Source organism: Pseudomonas oligotrophica (assembly GCF_021726475.1).
In the GTDB taxonomy this organism is placed as follows: domain Bacteria; phylum Pseudomonadota; class Gammaproteobacteria; order Pseudomonadales; family Pseudomonadaceae; genus Stutzerimonas; species Stutzerimonas oligotrophica.
This window is the reverse complement of sequence record NZ_JAKJRU010000002.1, coordinates 383,338-406,740: the sequence shown is the minus strand read 5'-3', so window position 1 is coordinate 406,740 and position 23,403 is coordinate 383,338. Positions and strand designations below refer to the sequence as shown.

17 protein-coding genes and 2 tRNA genes are annotated in these 23,403 nt (G+C 67.1%); 4 read left to right on the top strand and 15 right to left on the bottom strand.

The genetic code is table 11. The features are described 5' to 3' along the window. Positions 1 to 65: 65 nt before the first annotated feature. Positions 66 to 1,118: a DUF2333 family protein gene (locus L3N39_RS05785; protein WP_431978003.1), complete on the bottom strand. Its 1,053-nt coding sequence runs from the start codon at positions 1,116 to 1,118 to the stop codon at positions 66 to 68. Positions 1,119 to 1,324: 206 nt separating this feature from the next. On the opposite strand from L3N39_RS05785, the gene L3N39_RS05780 reads away from it, so the two are divergent. After that, positions 1,325 to 2,953, top strand: coding sequence for a response regulator (locus L3N39_RS05780; RefSeq protein ID WP_237256326.1), 1,629 nt, complete (start codon positions 1,325 to 1,327; stop codon positions 2,951 to 2,953). A gap of 37 nt (positions 2,954 to 2,990) precedes the next feature. Continuing rightward, complete coding sequence (locus tag L3N39_RS05775) at positions 2,991 to 4,955, top strand: methyl-accepting chemotaxis protein (RefSeq protein WP_237256325.1); 1,965 nt, start codon at positions 2,991 to 2,993, stop codon at positions 4,953 to 4,955. A 10-nt stretch (positions 4,956 to 4,965) separates the two neighbouring features. Here the strand turns inward: L3N39_RS05775 and L3N39_RS05770 are convergent, their stop codons facing one another. The 10 genes from L3N39_RS05770 to rnr all read right to left on the bottom strand — a co-directional run bounded on the left by L3N39_RS05770 (position 4,966) and on the right by rnr (position 17,842). Further along, the gene (locus tag L3N39_RS05770; protein ID WP_237256324.1) at positions 4,966 to 7,245 is read right to left on the bottom strand and encodes a YgiQ family radical SAM protein; all 2,280 of its coding nucleotides are present in this window, start codon (positions 7,243 to 7,245) and stop codon (positions 4,966 to 4,968) included. Positions 7,246 to 7,407: 162 nt separating this feature from the next. Continuing rightward, positions 7,408 to 8,484: an alanine racemase gene (gene alr, locus L3N39_RS05765; protein ID WP_237256323.1), complete on the bottom strand. Its 1,077-nt coding sequence runs from the start codon at positions 8,482 to 8,484 to the stop codon at positions 7,408 to 7,410. An 88-nt stretch (positions 8,485 to 8,572) separates the two neighbouring features. Further along, entirely contained in the window at positions 8,573 to 9,967 is a 1,395-nt protein-coding gene (dnaB, locus tag L3N39_RS05760) for a replicative DNA helicase (RefSeq protein ID WP_237256322.1), read from the bottom strand. A gap of 105 nt (positions 9,968 to 10,072) precedes the next feature. Beyond that, positions 10,073 to 10,519, bottom strand: coding sequence for a 50S ribosomal protein L9 (rplI, locus tag L3N39_RS05755; RefSeq protein ID WP_237256321.1), 447 nt, complete (start codon positions 10,517 to 10,519; stop codon positions 10,073 to 10,075). A 21-nt stretch (positions 10,520 to 10,540) separates the two neighbouring features. Then, positions 10,541 to 11,434, bottom strand: a complete 894-nt coding sequence (locus L3N39_RS05750; protein ID WP_237256320.1) for a YybS family protein — start codon at positions 11,432 to 11,434, stop codon at positions 10,541 to 10,543. 33 nt (positions 11,435 to 11,467) lie between these two features. After that, positions 11,468 to 11,698, bottom strand: coding sequence for a 30S ribosomal protein S18 (rpsR, locus tag L3N39_RS05745; protein WP_003283112.1), 231 nt, complete (start codon positions 11,696 to 11,698; stop codon positions 11,468 to 11,470). A gap of 28 nt (positions 11,699 to 11,726) precedes the next feature. Next, entirely contained in the window at positions 11,727 to 12,140 is a 414-nt protein-coding gene (rpsF, locus tag L3N39_RS05740) for a 30S ribosomal protein S6 (protein ID WP_237256319.1), read from the bottom strand. Between the two features lie 183 nt (positions 12,141 to 12,323). Further along, entirely contained in the window at positions 12,324 to 14,441 is a 2,118-nt protein-coding gene (locus L3N39_RS05735) for a PAS domain-containing protein (RefSeq protein ID WP_237256318.1), read from the bottom strand. A 162-nt stretch (positions 14,442 to 14,603) separates the two neighbouring features. Next, positions 14,604 to 15,356 (bottom strand): 23S rRNA (guanosine(2251)-2'-O)-methyltransferase RlmB, encoded by a 753-nt coding sequence (rlmB, locus tag L3N39_RS05730; RefSeq protein ID WP_237256317.1) that lies wholly within the window; start codon positions 15,354 to 15,356, stop codon positions 14,604 to 14,606. Then, entirely contained in the window at positions 15,353 to 17,842 is a 2,490-nt protein-coding gene (rnr, locus tag L3N39_RS05725; protein WP_237256316.1) for a ribonuclease R, read from the bottom strand. The genes rlmB and rnr overlap by 4 nt, the downstream gene beginning before the upstream one ends. Positions 17,843 to 18,047: 205 nt before the next feature. On the opposite strand from rnr, the gene L3N39_RS05720 reads away from it, so the two are divergent. Continuing rightward, positions 18,048 to 18,134: transfer RNA gene (locus L3N39_RS05720), tRNA-Leu, on the top strand. Between the two features lie 109 nt (positions 18,135 to 18,243). Continuing rightward, a tRNA-Leu gene (locus L3N39_RS05715) sits at positions 18,244 to 18,330 on the top strand. 133 nt (positions 18,331 to 18,463) lie between these two features. Here L3N39_RS05715 and L3N39_RS05710 read toward each other — a convergent pair. From L3N39_RS05710 to hflK, 4 genes are all read right to left on the bottom strand, one after another. Continuing rightward, on the bottom strand, positions 18,464 to 19,759 hold the full coding sequence (locus L3N39_RS05710) for an adenylosuccinate synthase (RefSeq protein WP_237256315.1): 1,296 nt from the start codon (positions 19,757 to 19,759) through the stop codon (positions 18,464 to 18,466). Between the two features lie 83 nt (positions 19,760 to 19,842). Beyond that, positions 19,843 to 21,030 carry an ATP phosphoribosyltransferase regulatory subunit gene (locus L3N39_RS05705; protein WP_237256314.1) on the bottom strand — a complete coding sequence of 396 codons (1,188 nt, stop codon included), beginning with the start codon at positions 21,028 to 21,030 and terminating at the stop codon, positions 19,843 to 19,845. A 274-nt stretch (positions 21,031 to 21,304) separates the two neighbouring features. Next, positions 21,305 to 22,171, bottom strand: coding sequence for a protease modulator HflC (gene hflC / locus L3N39_RS05700; RefSeq protein ID WP_237256313.1), 867 nt, complete (start codon positions 22,169 to 22,171; stop codon positions 21,305 to 21,307). Then, on the bottom strand, positions 22,171 to 23,349 hold the full coding sequence (gene hflK, locus L3N39_RS05695) for an FtsH protease activity modulator HflK (protein ID WP_237256312.1): 1,179 nt from the start codon (positions 23,347 to 23,349) through the stop codon (positions 22,171 to 22,173). The genes hflC and hflK overlap by 1 nt, the downstream gene beginning before the upstream one ends. Positions 23,350 to 23,403 lie beyond the last annotated feature (54 nt).

The window sequence follows — 23,403 nt, the reverse complement described above, 5'->3', positions numbered from 1 at the left end:
CCCCACTAGTCATCACGAGCCGGAACGCAGGAGGGACGCAGCCCAGCCTGCGCCGTTCCCGCCCATCAGCCCTGCGACAGCAGGTTGCGCAAATCGATGATCGCCGCGTTGGCGCGGGAGATGTAGTTGGCCATCACCAGCGAATGGTTGGCCAGCACGCCGTAGCCGCTGCCATTGAGCACCATCGGGCTCCACAGCGGCTCCTGCGCCGCCTCGAGTTCGCGGATGATCTGCCGCACGCTGACGGTGGCGTTCTTCTTCGCCAGCACGTCGGCGAAATCCACCTCGATGGCCCGCAGCAGGTGCGACAGCGCCCAGGCCTGGCCGCGCGCCTCGTAGAAGACATTGTCGATCTGCAGCCAGGGGGTCTCGACCACTTCTTCTTTCAACTGTGGCACGACACCGGCATTCGCCTGCTCGTTGGCCAGGTTGGTGTCCAGCTTGACCCGGCCGACGCTGGCCGAGAGCCGTTGCGACAGCGAGCCGAGACGGGTGGCGACATCGCCCAGCCAGCTATTGAGGTTGTCGGCACGGGTGTAGAACAGCGCCTGGGGCGCCGGGTCGCTGAGCCGCACCAGGTAGCGGTCCAGCGAACGGATGCCGTTGCGATACTCGCCCTCCGACGCCGGCAGCGCCCAGCTGCGGTTGTCGAAGTGGAAGAACGGCTCACCCTTGGACAGATCAGGATCTTCCGTGGACTGCGACTGCGAGCGGGTGAAGTCCTTGCGCAGGGCGCGGGTCAGGTCCCGTACCTGGACCAGCACGCCGTATTCCCAGGACGGCATGTTGTCCAGCCAGAGGCCAGGCGGGGCGATGTCGTTGCTCAGGTAGCCGCCCGGCTTGTCGAGCAGGGTGCTCGCGACGCGCTTGAGGGTTTCCACCGTGGTGTAGCCATTGACCAGTTGGCGCCCGGAGGCCTCGGACGCCTCGCGGGCGTGCTGCTGCACCGGGAACAAGTCCGGCTCGCGGCTCCAGTACCAGCCCACCAGCAGCGCCACCAGCAGCAGGATCGCCAGCACCACCGCCAGCATCTGCCAGATCGGCTTGCCCACTGCGGCTCCCGCTGAGCGGCCGTTGGAGCGGCCAAGGCGGGCGAAGCGATTCTTCAGGTCGAGCATGGGCGGGGTGTCCTTCTTTCGATGGGCGAAAGGCGCCGGCACGGCGGCCGGCGCGGCAGCCGCACCACTATAACGCAGCTGCCGGGCGACTCCGCGCGAAATTGTGAAGCGCGCCACGGGTCACTGGCATGACCACCCGAGGTTAGTGATAGCATGGCGCCACCATCGAGCTATTTCCCCCCACGACACCGCAGGACGCCGGAACCATGTCGGATCAGGAAGGACTCAAGCAGCATTTCGCCCAGCGCGTCATCCACCAGGCACGGGAAGTCCTGGAGCTGTGGCAACAGTTGCAGCGCGGCGAATGGAGCGACCGCTATCACGCCACGCTGACCGATGCCACGTTGCGCCTGCGCCGCTTCGCCGAGCGCTTCGAGCAGACCGAGCACAGCCTGCTGGCGATCAGCATCGAGGACTGCCTCGGCGACATCCGCGACAACCGCGGGCGACTGTCCAGCGAGACCATCTCCACGCTCAGCCAGTTGGTCTACCGGCTGGCGCGCACCGGCCTGCGCCACGGCGACCCGCACAACCAGTCGTTCCTGCCGCCACTGAGCAAGCCGGTGTACATCGCCCTGCAGGACCTCGAGCGAGCCGAGCACCTGGTGCGCCAGCTGGACTTCTTCGGCATGAGCGCGCGGGCCTTCGCCAGCGTCGCCGAGTTCCGCGCGGCAATGCACGAGCGGCACCCGGCGGCGATCGTCATGGAGATTGACTTCGACGGCGCCGGCGGCGGCCTGCAGCTGGCCGAGCAGTTGCAACAGGGACTCGAGGACAAGCTGCCGATCCTCTTCTTCAGCCACCAGGAAACCGACACCCCGACCCGCCTGGCCGCGGTCCGCGCCGGCGGCCTGGAGTTCTTCACCGGCACCCTGGACGCCTCCAGCCTGCTGGAGAAGATCGAGATATTCACCCGCACCGCGCACTACGAGCCGATCCGGGTGCTGATCATCGACGACTCCCGGGCCCAGGCGACCCATACCGAGCGCGTGCTGAACAACGCCGGCATCGTCACCCAGACCCTGACCGAGCCGATCCAGGCGATCGCCGCGCTGGCCGAGTTCCAGCCGGACCTGATCATCCTCGACATGTACATGCCCGACTGCCTGGGTACCGAGCTGGCCAAGGTGATCCGCCAACACGAGCGCTACGTCAGCGTGCCGATCATCTATCTCTCGGCCGAGGACGACCTGGACAAGCAGCTCGACGCCATGGGCGAAGGCGGCGACGACTTCCTCACCAAGCCGATCAAGCCCAGCCACCTGATCGCCACGGTACGCACCCGCGCCGCCCGCGCGCGCAGCCTCAAGGCCCGCATCGTGCGCGACAGCCTGACCGGCCTGTACAACCACACCCACTGCCTGCAACTGCTGGACGATGCCCGTTTTCGTGCCCGCCGCGACAACCGCCCGCTGGCTTTCGCCATGCTCGACATCGACCACTTCAAGCAGGTCAACGACACCTTCGGCCACCCGATGGGCGACCGGGTGATCAAGAGCCTGGCGCTGTTCCTCAAGCAGCGCCTGCGCAAGACCGACCACATCGGCCGCTACGGTGGTGAGGAATTCGCCGTGGTGATGCCGGACACCGGCGCCGAGGCCGCCGCCCGGGTCCTTGACGAGATCCGCCAGCGCTTCGCCGAGATCCGCTATCCGGCGCAGCCCGGCGACCTGAGCTGCACCTTCAGCTGCGGCGTCACCGAGCTCTGCGCCGACGCCGACGTGCGTGCGCTCACCCAGCAGGCCGACAGCGCGCTGTACCGGGCCAAGCGCGCCGGACGCAACCGGGTCGAGCGCTTCCAGCACTGTCATCAGGATGACATCAAAGTGCCATAACCTGCCGCCTCCGTAGCTGCTGCCGCGCGAGGCCAGGATGCGTCTGAAGTCGCTCACCACCCTCAATACCCTGCTGCTGGTCGGCGTCTGCCTGGCCCTGGGCGCCACGCTCTGGTGGTCCGAGCAGGCCCTGCAACGGCCCTACCTGCTGATGGCTCGCTACCTCAGCCTGTCGCAGCACTTCGAACAGCAGAGCGCCGCCAACATCCGCACCTACCTGCATGGCGGCGATGCCCTGCGCCACAGCCAGGCAGCGGCCTCGCTGGCCGCCCTCGACGCGGAACTCAAGGAACTGCCGGATACCTTCGCCGCCGCGCTGCGGCCGAGCATCGTCTCGCTGGGCGAATTCGTCGCCGGCGACCTGCTCGCCGCCGGCAAGCTGGCCGGCGACCCCCAGGGCCTACTGCTGCAAGCCGAACGCGAGACTGCCGCCAACCTCGACCAGCTTGCCGCCTACGTCGCGCAGAGCGAGCGCCCAGAGGCCGATGCCTACCGCGCACCACTGTTCGAGGCCAGCCAGCAGTTGCTGCGTCTGAGCCATGCCCGCGGCAAGCTGGTCGACAGCGGCCGCGAGGAACTCGCCGAGCCAGTGCTGCAGGCGCAGCAAGCATTGCAGCAGCAGGTCGAGCGCCTCGAACAGCTGCCCCTGCTCGGCGTCCTCGAGGCGCAGCACTCGGCGGCGAGCGACTTTGCCGCCCTGCTCGAGCTGGACACCGCGCAGACGCAGCAGCAGGCGGTCGACCAGGGCGAGCAGCTGCGCCGCGAACTGCGCGGCCTGGTCAAGCGTTACCCACAGGAGCTGGCGCGCACCCGCGAGCTGATCGCCACCCGCCATGCGCTGGCGAGCGCCACCGAGGAGCGTCTGGCCGCCGTACAGCAGGCCCTCGCCGCCCTCGACCCGGCGGTGCGCGCCGAACATGGCCGGATCCAGCAGGAAGTACGCCTGGTGCAGGGCGCGATCATCGCGCTGATCCTGTTCATCGCCCTGGGCATCGACCGCCTGCAGCGCCAGCTCACCCGGACCCTCGGCGCGTTGGTGCCGTCACTGTCGGCCTGGGCCCGCGGCGATTTCGCCGAGCCGGCCCGCATCGCCTCGCGCATCGACGACCTGCGCGAGATGGAAAGCTCGCTCAATCAGCTGCGTGGCTACCTGTTGCAACTGGTCGGCACCCTGCGCCAGCAGGCCGAGGATGTCGCCGGCAGCAGCCGCAGCCTGGACAGCATGAGCGACGAGCTGCACCGCAGCGCCCGCAGCCAGGCCGACAACACGGCGCAGATCCGCGATTCGCTGGGCGAGCTGGAAGCCACCATTCAGCAGGTCGCCGAGGGCGCCGGCGAGACTGCTGCGGCCGGGCGTGGCGCGGCCCGCGCAGTGAGCGAGGGCCAGCAGGTGATCGCCCAGAGCCTGGGCGGCCTGCGCGCGCTGGTCGGCGAGGTCCAGGACAATGCCCAGGCGATCGAACGCCTGAGCGAGGAGACCTCGGCCATCGGCAAGGTGCTGACGGTGATCCGCTCGATCGCCGAGCAGACCAACCTGCTGGCGCTCAACGCGGCGATCGAGGCGGCGCGCGCGGGCAGCCACGGGCGCGGCTTCGCGGTGGTCGCCGACGAGGTGCGTTCGCTGGCGCAGCGCACCACCGGGGCAACCGAGGAGATCCAGCAACTGATCGCGCACCTGCAGGGCGCTGCCACGCAGTCGCTGGAAGCCATGCGCACCCAGGTCGAGCATGCCGAGCGTACCGCCCAGCTGGCGCAGACGGCCGACGGCGCGCTGGAAGGCATCGTGCGCACCATCACCGACATCGGTCGCATGGCCGAGCAGATCGCCGAGGCCACCGCCCAGCAGAGCGCGGCGGTCAGCGAGATCCGCAGCCACAGCGAACATATCCACCAGATCGGCGACACCAACCTGGCGCATATCGCCCAGGGCCGCGAGCAGAGCGCGCAGATGCTGCGCCTGGGCGGGCAGCTGGAGCAGGCCACCCGCGCCTTCCGTTTCTAGCGGCCCGGCCTCAGCGCGGCGCCACCGGCCGCTGCGGCTTGCGCCCCTTGCCCGCCGGCTTGCCGCCATTGGCCGCCTTGCGCCGGGCCTCGGCGGCGGCCTTGGCCTGCTCGCGCTTGTCCCAGGCATTGCCGTCGTGGCTGCGCGGCGGCAGGCCGGTGTGCTGGGTGAGGATCTTGCCGCCCTGCCCGGCCTTCTTGCTGCCGGCCGGGGTGGAGTTCTTGCGTCGCGCGCTCTGGTAGCCGTCCACCGCCGGCTGGTGCGCCGGAATCAGCTGGTGCTTGCCGCTGCCGATCAGGTCGGCGCGGCCCATGCGCAGCAGCGCCTCGCGCAAGAGCGGCCAGCCCTTGGGATCGTGGTAGCGCAGGAAGGCCTTGTGCAGGCGGCGTTGCTCCTCGCTCTTGACGATGGTCACGCCCTCGCTCTTGTAGGTCACCTTGCGCAGCGGGTTCTTGCCGCTGTGGTACATCGCGGTGGCGGTGGCCATCGGCGAAGGATAGAAGGCCTGCACCTGGTCGGCGCGAAAGCCGTTGGCCTTGAGCCACAGCGCCAGGTTGAGCATGTCCTCGTCGGTGGTGCCCGGGTGCGCGGCGATGAAGTAGGGGATCAGGTACTGCTCCTTGCCCGCCTCCTTCGAGAACTTCTCGAACATGCGCTTGAAGCGGTCGTAGGTGCCGATGCCCGGCTTCATCATCTTGTCCAGCGGGCCGCGCTCGGTGTGCTCCGGGGCGATCTTCAGGTAGCCGCCGACATGGTGGGTGACCAGCTCCTTGACGTACTCCGGCGACTCCACGGCGAGGTCGTAGCGCAGCCCCGAGGCGATCAGGATCTTCTTAACGCCCGGCAGCGCACGCGCCTTGCGGTACAGCTCGATCAGCGAGCTGTGGTCGGTGTTGAGGTTCTCGCAGATGCCCGGGAACACGCAGGACGGCTTGCGGCAGTGCTTCTCGATGTCGTAGCTCTTGCAGGCCAGGCGGTACATGTTGGCGGTCGGCCCGCCGAGGTCGGAGACCACGCCGGTGAAGCCACGCACCTTCTTCATCTCCTCGATCTCGTGGAGGATCGACTCGTGCGAGCGGCTCTGGATGATGCGCCCCTCGTGCTCGGTGATCGAGCAGAAGGTACAACCGCCAAAGCAGCCGCGCATGATGTTCACCGAGAAGCGGATCATCTCGTAGGCCGGGATTTTCGCGCCTTCGTAGACCGGATGCGGCACCCGCGCGAAGGGCGCGGCGAACACGTAGTCCATCTCCTCGGTGGTCAGCGGGATTGGCGGCGGGTTGAGCCACAGCTCGCGCTCGTCGTGGCGCTGCACCAGTGCGCGGGCGTTGCCGGGGTTGGTCTCCAGGTGCAGCACCCGGTTGGCGTGGGCATACAGCGCCGGGTCGTTGCGCACCTTCTCGAAGGACGGCAGGCGGATCACCGTGCGGTCACGCTCGAGTTTCGGGTGCGGCAGCAGCTCGACCGGCCGGGCCTCGTTCGGGTCGTCCTGCGCGCCCTTGTCCTGCTCGATGGCACAGGCCGATACGTCCTGGGTGTTGACGTAGGGGTTGATGATCTTGTCGACCTTGCCCGGACGATCGATGCGGGTGGAGTCGATCTCGAACCAGCCCTCGGGGGTGTCCTTGCGCACGAAGGCGGTGCCGCGCACGTCGGTGATGGACTCGATCGGCTCGCCGCCGGCCAGGCGATGGGCGACCTCGACGATGGCCCGCTCGGCGTTGCCGTAGAGCAGCAGGTCGGCGGTGGCGTCCATCAGGATCGAACGGCGCACCTTGTCCGACCAGTAGTCGTAATGGGCGATGCGCCGCAGCGACGCCTCGATGCCGCCGAGCACCACCGGCACGTGCCGGTAGGCCTCCTTGCAGCGCTGGCTGTAGACCAGGCTGGCGCGGTCCGGGCGCTTGCCGGCCAGGGCGCCGGCGGTGTAGGCGTCGTCGGAGCGCACCTTGCGATCGGCGGTGTAGCGATTGATCATCGAGTCCATGTTGCCGGCGGCGACGCCGAAGAACAGGTTCGGCTCGCCGAGCTGCATGAAGTCGTCTTTGCTCTGCCAGTCCGGCTGGCTGATGATGCCGACGCGAAAGCCCTGCGACTCGAGCAGGCGGCCGATGATCGCCATGCCGAACGACGGATGGTCGACGTAGGCATCGCCGGTGACGATGATGATGTCGCAGCTGTCCCAGCCGAGCTGATCCATCTCCGCCCTGCTCATCGGCAGGAAGGGCGCGGGGCCGAAGCATTCAGCCCAGTATTTTGGATAGTCGAACAGCGGCTTGGCGGCGTGCATGGCGGGGAGAACCGGGGCAGCGAAAACGGGCGCGGAATATAGCACAAAAAATGACCAGCAAAGCCGAGCATGCAGCTCGGCTTTTCGCTTTGCAGGCGGACGGTCGAGAGCTCGCCGCCGTTCTCCCCGGCGAGACGCGGACGGGGCTGCCGGACGAGCGCCTCAGTCGATGTAGCGCCGCGGCACCCGCGCCGTGACCTTGGTCAGCAGCTCGTAGCCAATGGTGCCGCAGGCCTGGGCGAGCTCGTCGATCGGCAGCTGCGCGCCCCAGAGTTCCACCGCATCGCCGAGCTGCGCCTGCGGCAGGTCGGTGAGGTCCACCGCGAGCATGTCCATCGAAACCCGTCCGGCCAGCGGCACGCGCCGGCCATGGATCACCACCTCGCGGCCGGCCGGCGCGCTACGCGGATAACCGTCGGCGTAGCCGCAACTGACCGTGCCGATGCGCGACGGACGCTGCGCCACCCAGCCGGCGCCGTAGCCGACGCTCTCGCCGGCCTCGACCTGGCGGATGGCGATCAGCGCGCCGGTCAGGCTCATCACCGGGCGCAGGCCCAGCGCCGCGGCCGACAGCTCGGCGAACGGCGTGGCGCCGTAGAGCATGATGCCCGGGCGGATCCATTCCATGTGCGCCTGCGGCAGCGTCAGCACGGCGGCCGAATTGGCCAGGGTGCAGTTGTCGAAGCCGAGCTGCATCACCTCGGCATAGCGTTCCAGCTGCGCCTCGGTCAGCGCATGGCCGCGCTCGTCGGCGCAGGCGAAGTGGCTGATCAGGTTCAGCTCGGCGACCTGCGCTGCGCCCTTGAGCCGGGCATGGCAGGCGCGCAGGCCGTCGGCATCGAAGCCCAGCCGGTGCATGCCCGAGTCAAGCTTGAGCCAGACGTTCAATGGACGCGCCAGCTCGGCCGCCAGCAGCGCCTCGGCCTGCGCCTCGCCCTGTACCGCGATATCCAGACCGAGCTCGGCGGCGCGCGGCAGCTCGGCCGGCTCGAAGCAGCCCTCGAGCAGCAGCAGCCGGGCCGCGGGCGCCACCTCGCGCACCACTTCGGCCTCCTCGATGCAGGCCACCGCGAAGCCATCGGCGATCTCCAGCAGCGCCTGCACCACGCGGCGCGCGCCGTGGCCGTAGGCATCGGCCTTGACCACGGCGAAGGCACGGCGCCCGGGGGCGCACTGCCTGGCATGGAGATAGTTGTGTCGAAGCGCGGCCAGATCGACCGTGGCAACCAGGGGACGCATGGCAGGATTCCGGATGACCAAGAAGCTGCCTAGCTTCGACCTTCGCGCGCCAGGCCGCAAGCACGCCCGCAGGCGGCAACCGGCCGCCTCACTCGTCGTCGAACTGGTAGCTGCCCGGCGCCAGGTTCTCGAAGCGCGAATAGCGGCCGAGGAACGCCAGGCGGGTGGTGCCGATCGGGCCGTTCCGCTGCTTGCCGATGATGATCTCGGCGACGCCCTTGTATTCGGTCTCCGGGTGATACACCTCGTCCCGGTAGACAAACATGATGATGTCGGCGTCCTGCTCGATGGCCCCGGATTCACGCAGGTCGGAGTTCACCGGGCGCTTGTTGGGGCGCTGCTCGAGCGAGCGGTTCAGCTGCGACAGGGCGATCACCGGGCAGTTGAACTCCTTGGCCAGGCCCTTGAGCGAGCGCGAGATCTCGGAAATCTCGTTGGTCCGGTTGTCACCACTGGAGCCGGGAATCTGCATCAGCTGCAGGTAGTCGACCATGATCATGGCGATCTCGCCGTGCTCGCGGGCCAGGCGCCGGGTGCGTGCACGCATCTCCGACGGGCTGATGCCGGCGGTATCGTCGATGAACAGCTTGCGGTCGTTGAGCAGGTTGACCGCACTGGTCAGCCGCGGCCAGTCGTCATCGTCCAGCTTGCCCGCACGCACCTTGGTCTGGTCGATGCGCCCGAGCGAGGCGAGCATACGGATCACGATGGATTCGGAGGGCATCTCCAGCGAATACACCAGCACCGCCTTGTCGGTGCGCAGCACGGCGTTCTCCACCAGATTCATGGCAAAGGTGGTCTTGCCCATCGACGGACGCCCCGCGACGATGATCAGGTCCGCCGGCTGCAGGCCGTTGGTGGCCTCGTCCAGGTCGGTGAAGCCGGTGGACAGGCCGGTGATCGCCTCGCCGGCATTGAACAGGGTGTCGATGCGGTCGATGGCCTTGACCAGGATGTCGTTGATGCCCACCGGGCCGCCGGTCTTCGGCCGCGCTTCGGCGATCTGGAAGATCAGCCGCTCGGCCTCGTCGAGGATCTCCTCGCCGGTGCGCCCCTGTGGCGCGTAGGCGCTGTCGGCGATCTCGTTGCTGATGCCGATCAGCTGGCGCAGCGTGGCCCGCTCGCGAATGATCTGCGCGTAGGCCTTGATGTTGGCCACCGACGGCGTGTTCTTCGCCAGCTCGCCGAGATAGGCCAGGCCGCCGACCTGGGCCAGGTGGCCTTCCTTGTCCAGCTGCTCGGACAGGGTGACCACGTCGAATGGGGAGTTGCGCTCGGCCAGGGCGAAGATGGCGCGGAAGATGAGGCGATGATCGTGGCGATAGAAGTCGCCATCGGAGACCTGGTCGAGCACGCGCTCCCAGGCATTGTTGTCCAGCATGAGGCCGCCAAGCACCGCCTGCTCGGCCTCGATGGAATGCGGCGGCACCTTGAGCGCGGCGGTTTCCAGGTCGTACTGCTGGGGCACACTGATGTCGTTCATGGCTCTCGCGGAAATTCGAAACTGCGGAAAAACAAAGGGCACGCCCCACGGAGTGGAAGCGTGCCCGATGTTACTCGCCAGGCACCGGGGGTGCCAGACGACGGCTTAGGCCGCGACGACGATGACCTTGACGGTCGCCTCGACGTCGGTGTGCAGGTGCACGGCCACGTCGTATTCGCCGGTCAGGCGGATGGTGCCGTTCGGCAGGCGAACTTCGCTCTTGGCCACTTCGACGCCAGAGGCGGTCAGGGCGTCGGCGATGTCGGCGGTGCCGATGGAACCGAACAGCTTGCCCTCGTCACCGGCGGTCGCGGTGATGGTGACTTCCAGTTCGGCCAGCTGTGCAGCACGCGATTCGGCCGAAGCCTTCTTGTCGGCAGCAGCTTTTTCCAGCTCGGCGCGGCGCGCTTCGAACGCGGCCACGTTGGCCGGGGTCGCAGCGGTAGCCTTGCCTTGCGGCAGCAGGTAGTTACGGCCGTAACCGGCCTTGACGTTTACCTTGTCGCCCAGGTTGCCCAGGTTGGCGATCTTTTCCAGCAGGATGACTTCCATTTGAGTCTTACCTCTTAACTTTTAACCTTCACCGTTCGCAGGCCCCGCGCCGTTTGGTCCGGCAGCACGACCGCGAAAATCAAACAGACTGTCGACCATGGCCATGACGGCCAGTAGCGGATAAATCAACTGCATGAACAGCACCAGCGTGACGTACAGCCCCACCAGCCAGAAGCGCTGCAGGCGCCCCTGTGCAACCAGCCCGTGCACCAGCGCGAGGCCGGCAAACACCAGCGGCACGCTGCACAGCGGCGTCAGCATTGCCAGCTCGGCGCCGAGATTCGGCCCCAGCAGCATGCCCAGCAGCAGCGCAATCGCCACCAGCGGGCGAAAGCGCACGGCACGGAACTCCTTGCCGAAGCCGCCCGGGTTGTACAGCGCCGCCTGCCAGTACCGCGCCAGCATCAGGCTGAGCAGCGTGGCGATCTGCAGGAGCGCCGCCAGCAGCCCGGTCAGGACCGGTGCCAGCAACGACTCCAGCCGCGCCCGCTCATCCACCGACAACTGCTGGTAGGCATCCGACAGCGTCTGCGGCAGCACCTGCTGCAACTCGCCGGCCAGCGCGCGGATCGGCTCCCCGAACACCGCGCCCAAGGCCACGGCATACAGCAGACCGACACCCACGCTGGCGACCAGCACGCGCGGCCAGGGCACCTGATTGCGCAGCAGCATCGCCAGACCCAGCGTACCGAGCATGACCAGCAGCGTGCGGGGGTCACCGAAGTACCACCACGCCAGCGCCGGCAGCGCACCCCAGACGAGGACGCTCAACGCATCGTTCAACCCGCGGCGCAGCAGCACCAGGCTGCCTGCAGCAGCACTCAGCCAGAAGAACATCGGCACCGCCGCCGCACCCGCCATCACCAGGATGGCCTGCAAGCGACCGCGCATGATGTAGTCCGCCAGAGCGCGCACGCGATCAATCCCTACTTCGATCGACCAGCCGGATCAACGGCCGTGGCTGTCGGTGTAGGGCAGCAGGGCCAGGTAGCGGGCGCGCTTGATAGCGGTAGCCAGCTGACGCTGATAACGGGCCTTGGTACCGGTGATACGGCTCGGAACGATCTTGCCGGTCTCGGAGATGTAGGCCTTCAGGGTGTTGAGATCCTTGTAATCGATCTCTTTCACGCCTTCGGCGGTGAAACGGCAGAACTTACGACGACGGAAAAAACGTGCCATGAAAAAGGCTCCTCAATAGATCCGGTGATTACTCGTCAGCGGAGTTTTCGCTGCTGTCGCTCTCGTTGGAGCCTTCAGCGTTCTCCGGGCGCTCACGACGCTCGCGACGCTCGCTGCGGTTTTCCTCAGCCTTGAGCATCTCGGATTGCTCGGTGACGGCTTCGTCGCGACGGATGACGAGGTTACGGATGACGGCGTCGTTGTAGCGGAAGTTGTCTTCCAGCTCGGCCAGGGCCTTGCCGCTGCACTCGACGTTCAGCATCACGTAGTGAGCCTTGTGCACGTTGTTGATGGCGTAAGCCAGCTGACGACGGCCCCAATCTTCCAGGCGGTGGATCTTGCCGCCGTCTTCTTCGATCAGCTTGGTGTAACGCTCCACCATGCCGCCGACCTGCTCGCTCTGATCCGGGTGAACCAGGAAGATGATTTCGTAATGACGCATAACTGCTCCTTACGGGTTGCAGCCTGCCGACGATGCGGTCAGGCAAGGAGTGAATGACTTGTTTTCTTGCCATTGCCGGGACGAACAGAGGCCTGCCGTCCGGGCAAGGGGCGCCATTCTAGAGAAGGGCCCGAAGCCGCGCAAGGTGAACTGGCGAAGTTTTGACCAGCCCCCTTGCCGGGTTCAGCGCTCGACGGCGATGTCGTCGAGCAGGGCGCGGACCTGCTGGATGTCGTACGGCTTGAGCATGGTGCGCACGCCAGGCAGGTTTTCCTCGCGCGCGTCCACCGCATAGCCCGAGGCAATCACCACACTTACCCCGGGATGCTGCTCGCGCGCGCGCCGCGCCAGCTCGATGCCGCTCATGCCGTGCAGGCCGACGTCGGTCAGCAGCACATCGAAACGCTCCCGCTCGAGCTGCGCCAGCGCCTCTTCGGCCGACTCGCTGAGGACCACCTCGTGGCCGAGCTCGAGCATCACCTCACCGGTGAGCATGCGCAGGGTCGGGTCGTCCTCGACGAACAGCACGCGCAGGCCCGCAGCCGGCGTGGCTGCGGGCGGCGCAGGCGCAGGCGCAGCAGCAGCAGCAGCAGCAGCAGCAGCATCCGGCAACCGGTCGGCGCGCGGCAGGTAGACGTGCACGGCCGTACCGCCCTGCTCCTCGCTATCGAGCCGGACGAACCCTCCGCTCTGCTTGACGAAGCCGTAGACCATGCTCAGGCCGAGCCCGGAAGCGTTGCTCTCGCGCTTGGTGGTGAAGAAGGGCTCGAAGGCCTGGCTCCTGACCGCCGGGCTCATGCCAACCCCTTCGTCGATCACGCTGAGCACCACGAAATCGCCGGCCAGCGCCTCGCCGCCGTGCTCGCCCAGCGCGCAATTGCGCAAGCGGAACTGCAGGCGACCGGACTCGCCCATCGCCTCGCGCGCATTGACCGCCAGGTTGAGGATCACGCTCTGCAGGTTGCCGACATCGGCAAAGACCGGCCAGAGCCCGTCAGGCGCCTCGAGCTCGACCCGGATCGACGAACCGAGCGCGCCGTCGAGCAGCTCGTGCATCTCGCCGATCAGCTGCTCCAGGCGCACCAGCTGCGGCCGCAGCGGCTGGCGGCTGGCGAAGGCCAGCAGCTGCGACGCCAGTCGCGCGCCCTTTTCCACGCCGCTGACTGCCGAATCCAGCCGGCGCAGGGCGGTCTCGTCGCTGCCCAGGCTGCGCCGCAGCAACTGCAGGTTGCCGCCGATGATCTGCAGCATGTTGTTGAAGTCATGGGCGATACCGCCGGTCAGCTTGCCGACCGCCTCGAGCTTCTGCGCCTGCAGCAGCGCGGCCTCGGCCGCCTGGCGCTCGGCCTCGCTGCGCAGCAAGGCCTCGGTTCGCTGGCGCACCAGCTCTTCGAGATGCTCGCGGTGCTCGCGCACCTCATCCTCGGCACGGCGCTGGTCAGTGACGTCATGACCAAGCACGAAGATGCCGCTGACGTGCCCGTCCCGATCGGTGATCGGCTGACAGACGAAATCGACGAACACCTCGTCCAGCGTTACTTGCGAGGTGCGCTGCAGCAGTACACGCGCCTGCCGGCGCACGACCGGCTCGCCGCTGGCGAAAACCTCGTCGAGCAGTTCGAACAGGCCCTGCCCCTCGAGCTCGGGCAGCGCATCGCGCAGCCCGCGGCCGATCAGCTCGCGGCGACCGACCAGCTGCTGGTAGGCATCGTTGACCAGCTCGAAGACATGCCCGGGACCGCGGAGGAAGCAGACGAAACCGGGCGCCTGGGCGAACAGCCGACGCAGCAGATTGCCTTCGTCCTGCACCTTGCGCGCCCGCGCGAGAATCGCCTGGCTGAGCTGCTGCAGCGGCTGGGACTGCGCCTCGACCGGCTTGGCGGCCGGCTGCAGGCCCTGCAGCTCGGTGATATCCGAGGTGTGCTGGAGGATCGCCAGCACGCGCTGTTGCTCGTCCAGGATCGGCGTATGGGTGGCGCTCCAGTAGCGGTCCTCGTACACCAGGCCGTTCGGCCCCTGCCGCGCAATCGAATAGCGGATCACCGGAATGGTGTCCCGTATCTTGCGTGTAAGCACGCGCTCGAACGACTCCAGTAGCTCGATAAGGTTGACCGAGTCGGGATGCTGCGGGTCGACGGCGAAGGCATCGTGCAGGCGCTGGCCGAGCAACTCCTCACGGCGACGCCCGGTCAGCGCCAGGTAGGCCGCGTTGGCATCGAGAATCACCAGCTCCGGGTCAAGCAGCACGTAGGCGTTGGGTGACAGCCGGAACAGGCTCTCGAAACTCGGGCGTTGCTGCATAGCTTCCTCCATGGTGCGGACCCGGCTCGAGCGGGCGCACTGCCAGCATGGCAAGGCAACCGGCAGAATGGCCCGACGATACGGGCATAGATCAGCCCATTGACCGCAAAACCGGCGATCCGTTGCAGACGATGAAAAGGCGGCGCACGCGCCGCCGAGAGATCAGCCGCCCGAGGCGGCCCGGCGCTGGCGCTGCGCCTCGAACAGGCAGACGCCCGTGGCGACGGAGACATTCAGGCTGCTGACGCTGCCGGCCATGGGCAGGCGGACCAGGTAGTCGCAATGCTCGCGGGTCAGGCGACGCATGCCCTTGCCTTCGGCCCCCATCACCAGCGCGATGGGGCCGGTCAGGTCCTGGGCATAGAGTTCCTGCTGCGCCTCGCCTGCCGTGCCGACGATCCACACGCCCCGCTGCTGGAGCTTCTCCAGGGTACGCGACAGGTTGGTCACCGCCACCAGCGGCATCACTTCCGCGGCACCGCAGGCGACCTTGCGCACCGTGGCGTTGAGGGTCGCCGACTTGTCCTTGGGGATGATCACCGCCAGCACGCCCGCGGCATCGGCGGTGCGCAGGCAGGCGCCGAGATTGTGCGGGTCGGTGACGCCATCGAGCACCAGCAGCAGGGGCGGCGACTCGGCGCGGTCGAGCAGTTCATCGAGCATCGGCTCGCCCCAGACCTGGCTGGGGCTGACCTCGGCTACCACGCCCTGGTGCACGCCCTCGACCCACTCGTCCATCTCGCGGCGCTCGCAATGCGCGACGCTCACCCGTGCCTGGCCAGCCAACTCCAGCAGCGGCTGCAGCCTGGGCTCGGAACGCCGTTCGGCCAGCCAGATGCGCTTGACCCGTCGCGGATGATGACGCAGCAGCGCCTCCACGGCGTGTACGCCGTAGACTCGTTCCAGTTCGCTCATGACTTGGCCTTGCGCTTTCTCGGGCCACTGCTGGAAGCGGCGGGCTTGTCGCCCGAGCGGGCGGCTTTCGGCTTGGACGAACCCGAGCGGGACTTGCCGCCGGCAGGCTTGTCGGCCTTGCCCTTGCGACCGCCCTTGGCCTCGGCCAACAGCGCCTTCTTCAGCTCGCGACTCTTGCGCACGTCGGCGTTGCCTGGCTCGCGCCCGCCATCATCGCGCCGCGCCGTCGGCTTGCTGCCGCCTGCGGTCAGCTCGAAGTCGATCTTGCGCTCGTCCAGGTCGACGCGCATGACGCGGACCTCGACGCTGTCGCCGAGACGGAAGCTGCGCCCGCTGCGCTCGCCGGAGAGGCGGTGGTGCAGCGGATCGAAATGGTAGTAGTCGCCCGGCATCGCCGTGACGTGCACCAACCCCTCTACATAGATATCGGTGAGCTCGACGAACAGGCCGAAGCCGGTCACCGCGGTGATCACGCCCGGGAAGGTCTCGCCGACGCGATCCTTCATGAACTCGCACTTGAGCCAGTTCACCACGTCGCGGGTCGCTTCGTCGGCACGCCGCTCGGTCAGCGAGCACTGCTCGCCAAGCTGCTCCAGCGTCGCCTCGTCGTACGGATAGATGCGTGCCTTGGGCATGCTCGCGGCGCCGGCGCGGCGCACGTGCGAGGTTTCCCGCCGCGAGCGGATCACGCTGCGAATCGCCCGGTGCACGAGCAGGTCCGGGTAGCGCCGGATCGGCGAAGTGAAGTGGGTGTAGGCCTCGTAGTTGAGGCCGAAATGCCCATGGTTTTCGGCGCTGTACACCGCCTGGCTCAGCGAGCGCAGCATCACCGTCTGGATCACGTGGAAATCCGGGCGGTCCTGCACCTTTTCCAGCAGCGCCTGGTAATCCTTCGGCGTCGGCCCCTCCTTGCCCTTGTGCAGCGCAAGGCCGAGCTCGCCGAGAAACGCCGTGAGCTTTTCCTGGCGCTCCAGCGGCGGGCCGTCATGCACCCGGTAGAGCGCCGGGATCTCATGCTTCTGCAGGAAGTCCGCGGTCGCCACGTTGGCGCAGAGCATGCACTCCTCGATCAGCTTGTGCGCGTCGTTGCGCTCGGTCGGCTTGATCTCGTCGATCTTGCGGTCGGCACCGAAGACGATGCGCGTCTCCTGGGTCTCGAAATCGATGGCGCCGCGGACGTGCCGCGCCTTGGCCAGCACCTTGTAGAGCGAGTAGAGAGTCTTGAGGTGCGGCAGCACCTCGGCGTACTCGCCGGCCAGTGCCTTGGCCTCGGGCGACTTGGGCTGCTCGAGCATGGTGCTGACCTTGTTGTAGGTCAGCCGCGCGTGGGAATGGATCACCGCCTCGTAGAACTGGTAGTCGGTCATCTTGCCCGACTTGTTCAGGGTGATCTCGCAGACCATCGCCAGGCGATCGACGTGGGGATTCAGCGAGCAGAGGCCGTTGGACAGCTCCTCGGGCAGCATCGGCACCACACGCTCGGGGAAGTACACCGAGTTACCGCGGTTCTGCGCTTCCTGGTCGAGCGCCGCGCCGATCTTCACGTAGTGCGAGACGTCGGCGATCGCGACGAACAGGCGGAAGCCACCGGAAAACAGCTTCCAGCCACCCGGCTTCTCGCAATAGACGGCATCGTCGAAGTCGCGGGCATCCTCGCCGTCGATGGTGACGAACGGCAGGTGGCGCAGGTCGACGCGCTTGTGCTTGTCCTTTTCCTCCACCTCCGGCTTGAGCCTGGCCGCCTCACGCAACACCGCCTCGGGCCAGACGTGCGGAATATCGAAGCTGCGCAGGGCGACGTCGATCTCCATGCCCGGCGCCATGTAGTTGCCGATCACCTCGACGATGTCGCCCTGCGGCTGGAAGCGCGGAGTCGGCCAGTGGGTGATCTTCACCTCGACGAACTGCCCGGGCTTGGCATCCAGCGCTCGCCCGGGCGTGACCAGCACCTCCTGCTGGATCTTCGGGTTGTCGGCCACCACGAAGCCGACGTCGCTCTCGATGTGGTAGCGGCCGACGATGGTCTCGTGGGCACGACTGATGACCTCGACGATGGCGCCTTCGCGCCGACCACGGCGGTCCAGGCCGGAGACCCGCGCCAGGCAGCGGTCGCCGTCGAATACCAGGCGCATCTGCGCCGGGCTGAGGAACAGGTCGTCGCTGCCGTCATCGGGAATCAGGAAGCCGAAGCCGTCGCGATGGCCGCTGATCCGGCCGCAGACCAGATCGAGCTTGTCCACCGGCGCGTAGGTGCCGCGGCGGGTGTAGATCAGCTGGCCGTCGCGCTCCATGGCACGCAACCGCCGGCGCAGGGCCTCGATCTGCTCGTCGGACACCAGGCCGAACTCGTCGACCAGTTCTTCCCTGGCCGCAGGCGAACCACGCTCCCCCAGGTGCTGCAGGATCAGCTCGCGGCTGGGGATGGGGTTGTCGTATTTCTCCGCCTCGCGGGCGGCTTCGGGATCGAGCGATTGCCAATCGGCCATCAAGAGATGTCACCTTTCATTCATGTACGGGATTCTGAAGCACTGTCTTCTATTGAAGCGCGAAATGCCCCGACGAGGCAGCCTCGAAGCGAATTATTTTTCACCGTCAGGGGTTTACAAGCCCCTACCTCGGCCTTATAGTTCGCGCCCACAGCGTCGGACAGACGTTGTATCACGGAAACGGACAAGCAACATCGTTTCCCGTGCCCAGGTGGCGGAATTGGTAGACGCACTAGGTTCAGGTCCTAGCGGTGGCAACACCGTGGAAGTTCGAGTCTTCTCCTGGGCACCACTATTCCGAGGGAACGATCATTGATCGAATCCTCGAACACGAAGAAGTCGACTTCGACCCCTCGCGGGTAAAACGACAAAGCCGGCGATGGCTTCAAACATCGCAATGTGCCCAGGTGGCGGAATTGGTAGACGCACTAGGTTCAGGTCCTAGCGGTGGCAACACCGTGGAAGTTCGAGTCTTCTCCTGGGCACCACTCTTCAGAAAAAACCGAGCCATTGGCTCGGTTTTTTCGTTTCTACTCCAGGCGTTTAACCGGCAGCGCCGATCCCGCAGGCTTGAGCAGAACTGAAAGGGCCGCCTCGCGGGCGGCCCTTTCGCTACAACACTCAGGCGTACGGATGGCGCAACACGATGGTCTCGTTGCGATCCGGCCCGGTGGAGATGATGTCCACCGGAGCACCGATCAGCGCCTCGATGCGCTGGATGTAGGCACGCGCATTGGCCGGCAGCTCGTCGAGGCTCTTGGCACCGACGGTCGACTCGCTCCATCCCGGCATTTCCTCGTAGACCGGCTGCAGGCCGACATAGCTATCGGCATCGGTCGGCGCATCGACCAGCACCTCGCCCGCGGCATCCTTGTAGCCGGTGCAGATACGGATGGTCTCCAGGCCGTCGAGGACGTCGAGCTTGGTCAGGCAGATGCCGGAGATGCTGTTGATCTCGATGGCGCGACGCAGGATGACCGCATCGAACCAGCCGCAACGACGCGCACGCCCGGTGGTGGAGCCGAACTCGTGACCACGCTCGGCCAGGCGAGCCCCGACCTCGTCGAACAGCTCGGTCGGGAACGGACCGGAACCCACCCGCGTAGTATAGGCCTTGGTGATGCCGAGGATGTAGTCCAGGTACAGCGGGCCAAAGCCGGAACCGGTGGCGGTGCCGCCGGCGGTGGTGCTGGAGCTGGTGACGTACGGATAGGTACCGTGGTCGATGTCCAGCAACGAACCCTGGGCACCCTCGAACATGATGTAGGCGCCCTTCTTGCGCAGCTCGTGCAGGCGCGCAGCGACGTCGGTCATCATCGGCTTGAGGATTTCCGCATAGCCGAGCGCCTCGTCCAGGGTCTTCTGGAAGTCCACCGGCTCGACCTTGTAGTAGTTCTGCAGGACGAAGTTGTGGTAGTCCAGCAGCTCACGCAGCTTCTTGGCGAAACGCTCGGCGTTGAACAGGTCGCCGATGCGCAGGCCCCGGCGCGCCACCTTGTCTTCGTAGGCGGGCCCGATGCCGCGACCGGTGGTACCGATCTTGCCTTCCGAACGCGCCGCCTCGCGCGCCTGGTCCAGCGCCACGTGGTAGGGCAGGATCAGCGTACAGGCCGGACTGATGCGCAGGCGCTCACGCACCGGCACGCCCTTCTCCTCGAGCTTGGTGATCTCCCGCAGCAACGCATCGGGCGCGACCACCACGCCATTGCCGATCAGGCACTGCACGTTGTCGCGCAGGATGCCGGACGGAATCAGGTGCAGCACGGTCTTTTCGCCATCGATCACCAGGGTGTGACCGGCGTTGTGGCCGCCCTGGTAGCGCACTACCGCAGCAGCCTGATCGGTCAGCAGATCGACGATCTTGCCCTTGCCCTCATCACCCCACTGGGTGCCCAGGACCACGACATTCTTACCCATAACCCTTTGTCCTCTTCGGCGAAGCGTGCCGGCCTTGGCCGGCGAGAAAGATGAAACCTGTAGCGATGCGACGGGCCGCGCCCTCAGGGCGCCAGCGGCACCACGCGCCAGCCGTCCCGGCCCTGCTGCAACATGCGATCGCAGCCCGCCTCGGCTGCCGCCCCGCTGTCCTGCCCCGCCAGGGCCTGGACCACGCGCTCGCCGGCATCCCGCAGGCGGCCGATCTCGACCCACAATTGCGGCTGCGTGCCGACTGGCGCCCAGATGCCGCGCGCCGGCGCGGACAACTGCGCATTGCCGAGCCCGACCAGGGTCTTCAGATCGGTGGAAAAGCCTGTGGCGGGACGCGCACGCCCGAAGTCGGCACCGATGGCGTCGTAGCGCCCACCCTGGGCGATCGACTGGCCGACACCTGGAACGAAGGCGGCGAACACCACGCCGGTGTGGTAGTGATAGCCACGCAGCTCGCCCAGGTCGAAATACAGCGGCAGCCGGGGATAGCGCAGCTCGAGCTGCTCGGCGATCCCCACCAGCGTCGCCAGCGCGTCGCGGACCGCGCCAGGCGCCTCGGCCAGCACCGCCTGCGCCTCGGCCAGCACCTCGCGGCCGCCACACAGGCGCGCCAGCGCGCGAATCATCACCGCCAGCTTCGGCTCGAGGGTCGCCGTCAGCTCGGCCAGTTCATCCATGGCCTTGCGCTGCAGGGCATCGAACAGCTGCTGCTCGAGATCACCCGCCACCCCGGACGCCTGTGCCAGGCTGCGGTAGATGCCGACATGACCGAGGTCCATGTGCAGGTCCGGCACGTCGGCCAGCGCCAGCGTCTCGACCATCAGGCTGATGATCTCCAGGTCGCTCGCCGCGCTGGCATCGCCGTAGAGCTCGGCACCGAGCTGGATCGGGCTGCGCGAGGTGGCCAGCGCCTGCGGCTTGGCGTGCAGCACGCTGCCGGCATAGCACAGCCGGCTCGGCCCCGAGCGGCGCAGGGCGTGGGCGTCGATGCGCGCGACCTGCGGGGTGATGTCCGCACGAAAGCCCATCTGGCGCCCGGACAGCGGATCGGAAACCTTGAAGGTGCGCAGGTCCAGATCCTGCCCGGAGCCAGTCAGCAGCGACTCGAGGAATTCGACGTGCGGGGTGATGACGAGCTCGTAGCCCCAGCGGTGAAACAGGTCCAGCACGCGGCGCCGCGCGGTTTCGATACGCGCCGCCTCCGGCGGAAGCACCTCTTCGATGCCATCTGGCAGCAGCCAGCGGTCTACCGTTGCCATTTCGCCAATCACCTCTCGATCCGGCAAGCCTAGTCAAACGAGCCGCGACGCTGCGGCCGTCTGGCCGGCCGTCGCCGCACGCAATCGAACCGCGCGGCAAAGCGGCCGCCGGCACGAACGAAGATCGGCATGGCGCGCCATGCCCGGGATCGTCTGCACCGCAGGGGTGCAGACGCAAAAAAGCCGGGATTTTCCCGGCTGGCGGATCATAGCAACCTTTTGCCTGACGGTCACCCGGCGGGGCATTCCACCCCGCCGAACGACCCAGGCTGCCTCAGCGCGACTTCTCCAGGTAGCGGAAGAACTCGCTGTTGGGGTCGAGCACCAGCACGTCCTCCTTGTTGGCGAAGCTCTCGCGATAGGCCTGCAGGCTGCGGTAGAAGGAGTAGAACTCCGGATCCTGGCCGTAGGCTGCCGCGTAGATCGCCGCCGAGCGCGCATCGCCATCACCACGCAGCTCCTCGGCTTCGCGGAAGGCCTCGGCCAGCAGCACGCGGCGCTGGCGATCGGCGTCGGCACGGATACCCTCGGCCAGCTCGCGGCCCTTGGCGCGATGCTCGCGGGCCTCGCGCTCACGCTCGGTGCTCATGCGCTCGAACACGCTGCGGTTGACCTCCCGCGGCAGGTCGATGCCCTTGACCCGGACGTCGACCACTTCGATGCCAAGCTCCTGCTGCGCGGCGCGATTGAGCGAGCCGCTGACCTGCGCCATCAGCTCGTCACGCTGCCCCGACACGGCCTCGTGCAGGGTGCGCTTGCCGAACTGGTCGCGCAGCGCCGCTTCCAGGCGCCGCGACAGGCGCTCGTCGGCGATCTGCTTCATGCCCGAGGTCGCCGTGTAGAAGCGCTCGGCGTCGGCCACACGCCACTTGGCGTAGGCGTCGACCATCAGCGCCTTCTTCTCCAGGGTGAGGAAGCGCGAGGTAGTGGAATCCAGCGTCATCAGGCGGGCATCGAACTTACGCACGCTGTTGACGTAGGGAATCTTCATGTGCAGGCCGGGCTTGACGTCCGGCTCGACGATGCGACCGAAGCGCAGCAGGACCGCCCGCTCGGTCTGCGAGACGATGTAGAAGCTGTTCCACAGCACCAGCGCCAGCACCACACCGACGATCAGGGCCGTAAGCGACTTGTTGCTCATTAGCGGCTCTCCCTGGTACGTGCTTCACGCGGATCGAGCTCCGCCGGCAGGCGCGTGGCCTGCCCCGCCCCGGCGGCCGAAGCGGCACTGCCGGAAGCCGAAGGGCTGGCAGCGCCCGAGCGATTGATCATCTTGTCGAGCGGCAGGTAGAGCAGGTTGTTCTGCCCGCTTTCGCCGGTGACCATGATCTTGCTGGTATTGCTCATGACTTCCTGCATGGTCTCCAGGTACAGGCGCTCGCGGGTCACGTCGGGCGCCTTGCGGTACTCGGTGAGCAGCTTGCTGAAGCGATCCGCCTCACCCTGGGCCCGTGAGATCACCGCGTCGCGGTAACCGCTGGCCTCCTCGAGCATGCGCTGGGCCTGGCCGCGCGCCTCGGGAATCACGCCATTGGCATAGGACTCGGCCTGGTTCTTCTCGCGCTGCTCATCCTCGCGCGCACGGATCACGTCATCGAAGGCCTCCTGCACCTCGCGCGGCGCCGCGGCGCTCTGCAGGTTGACCTGGGTGACGGTGATGCCGGTGCCATAGTTGTCGAGGAAGCGCTGCAGGCGCTCCTTGACCTCGCCGGCCATGGCCTCGCGGCCCTCGGTGAGCACCTGGTCCATCGCTGTCGAGCCGACCACATGGCGCACCGCGCTGTCGGTGGCATGCTGCAGGCTCACTTCGGGCTGGTCGACGTTGAGCACGAACGACTGCAGGTCGCTGATCCGATACTGGACGGTCAGCGGCACCTCGATGATGTTCTCGTCCTCGGTGAGCATCTGTCCCTGCTTGCTGTAGGAGCGCTCGCGGGTGACGTTCTCCTGGAACTTGCGATCGATCGGCGGGAAGTAGATGTTCAGGCCCGGCCCGACCGTCTCGTGGTACTTGCCGAAGCGCAGCACCACGGCCTGCTCCTGCTCGTCGACGATATAGATGGCGTTGAACAGCCAGACCGCCAGCAGCACGACCAGCGAAATCCAGACCAGGCCGAAACCGCCCCGGCGCCCGCCACCGCCGACGCCGCCACCGGAGCCGCGCTTCTTGCTGCCGAACATGCCGTTGAGGCTGTCCTGAAGCTTGCGAAAGGCCTCATCGAGATCCGGCGGCCCCTTCTGATCCCCACCGCCGCGACGGCCGCCGCCGCCCCAGGGATCCTGATTGTTCGAGTTGCCACCCGGCTCATTCCAAGCCATAGCGCTCTCCATTCTGTTGAAGCCAAAGACACGCCGACGGCGTGCCCGCCAATG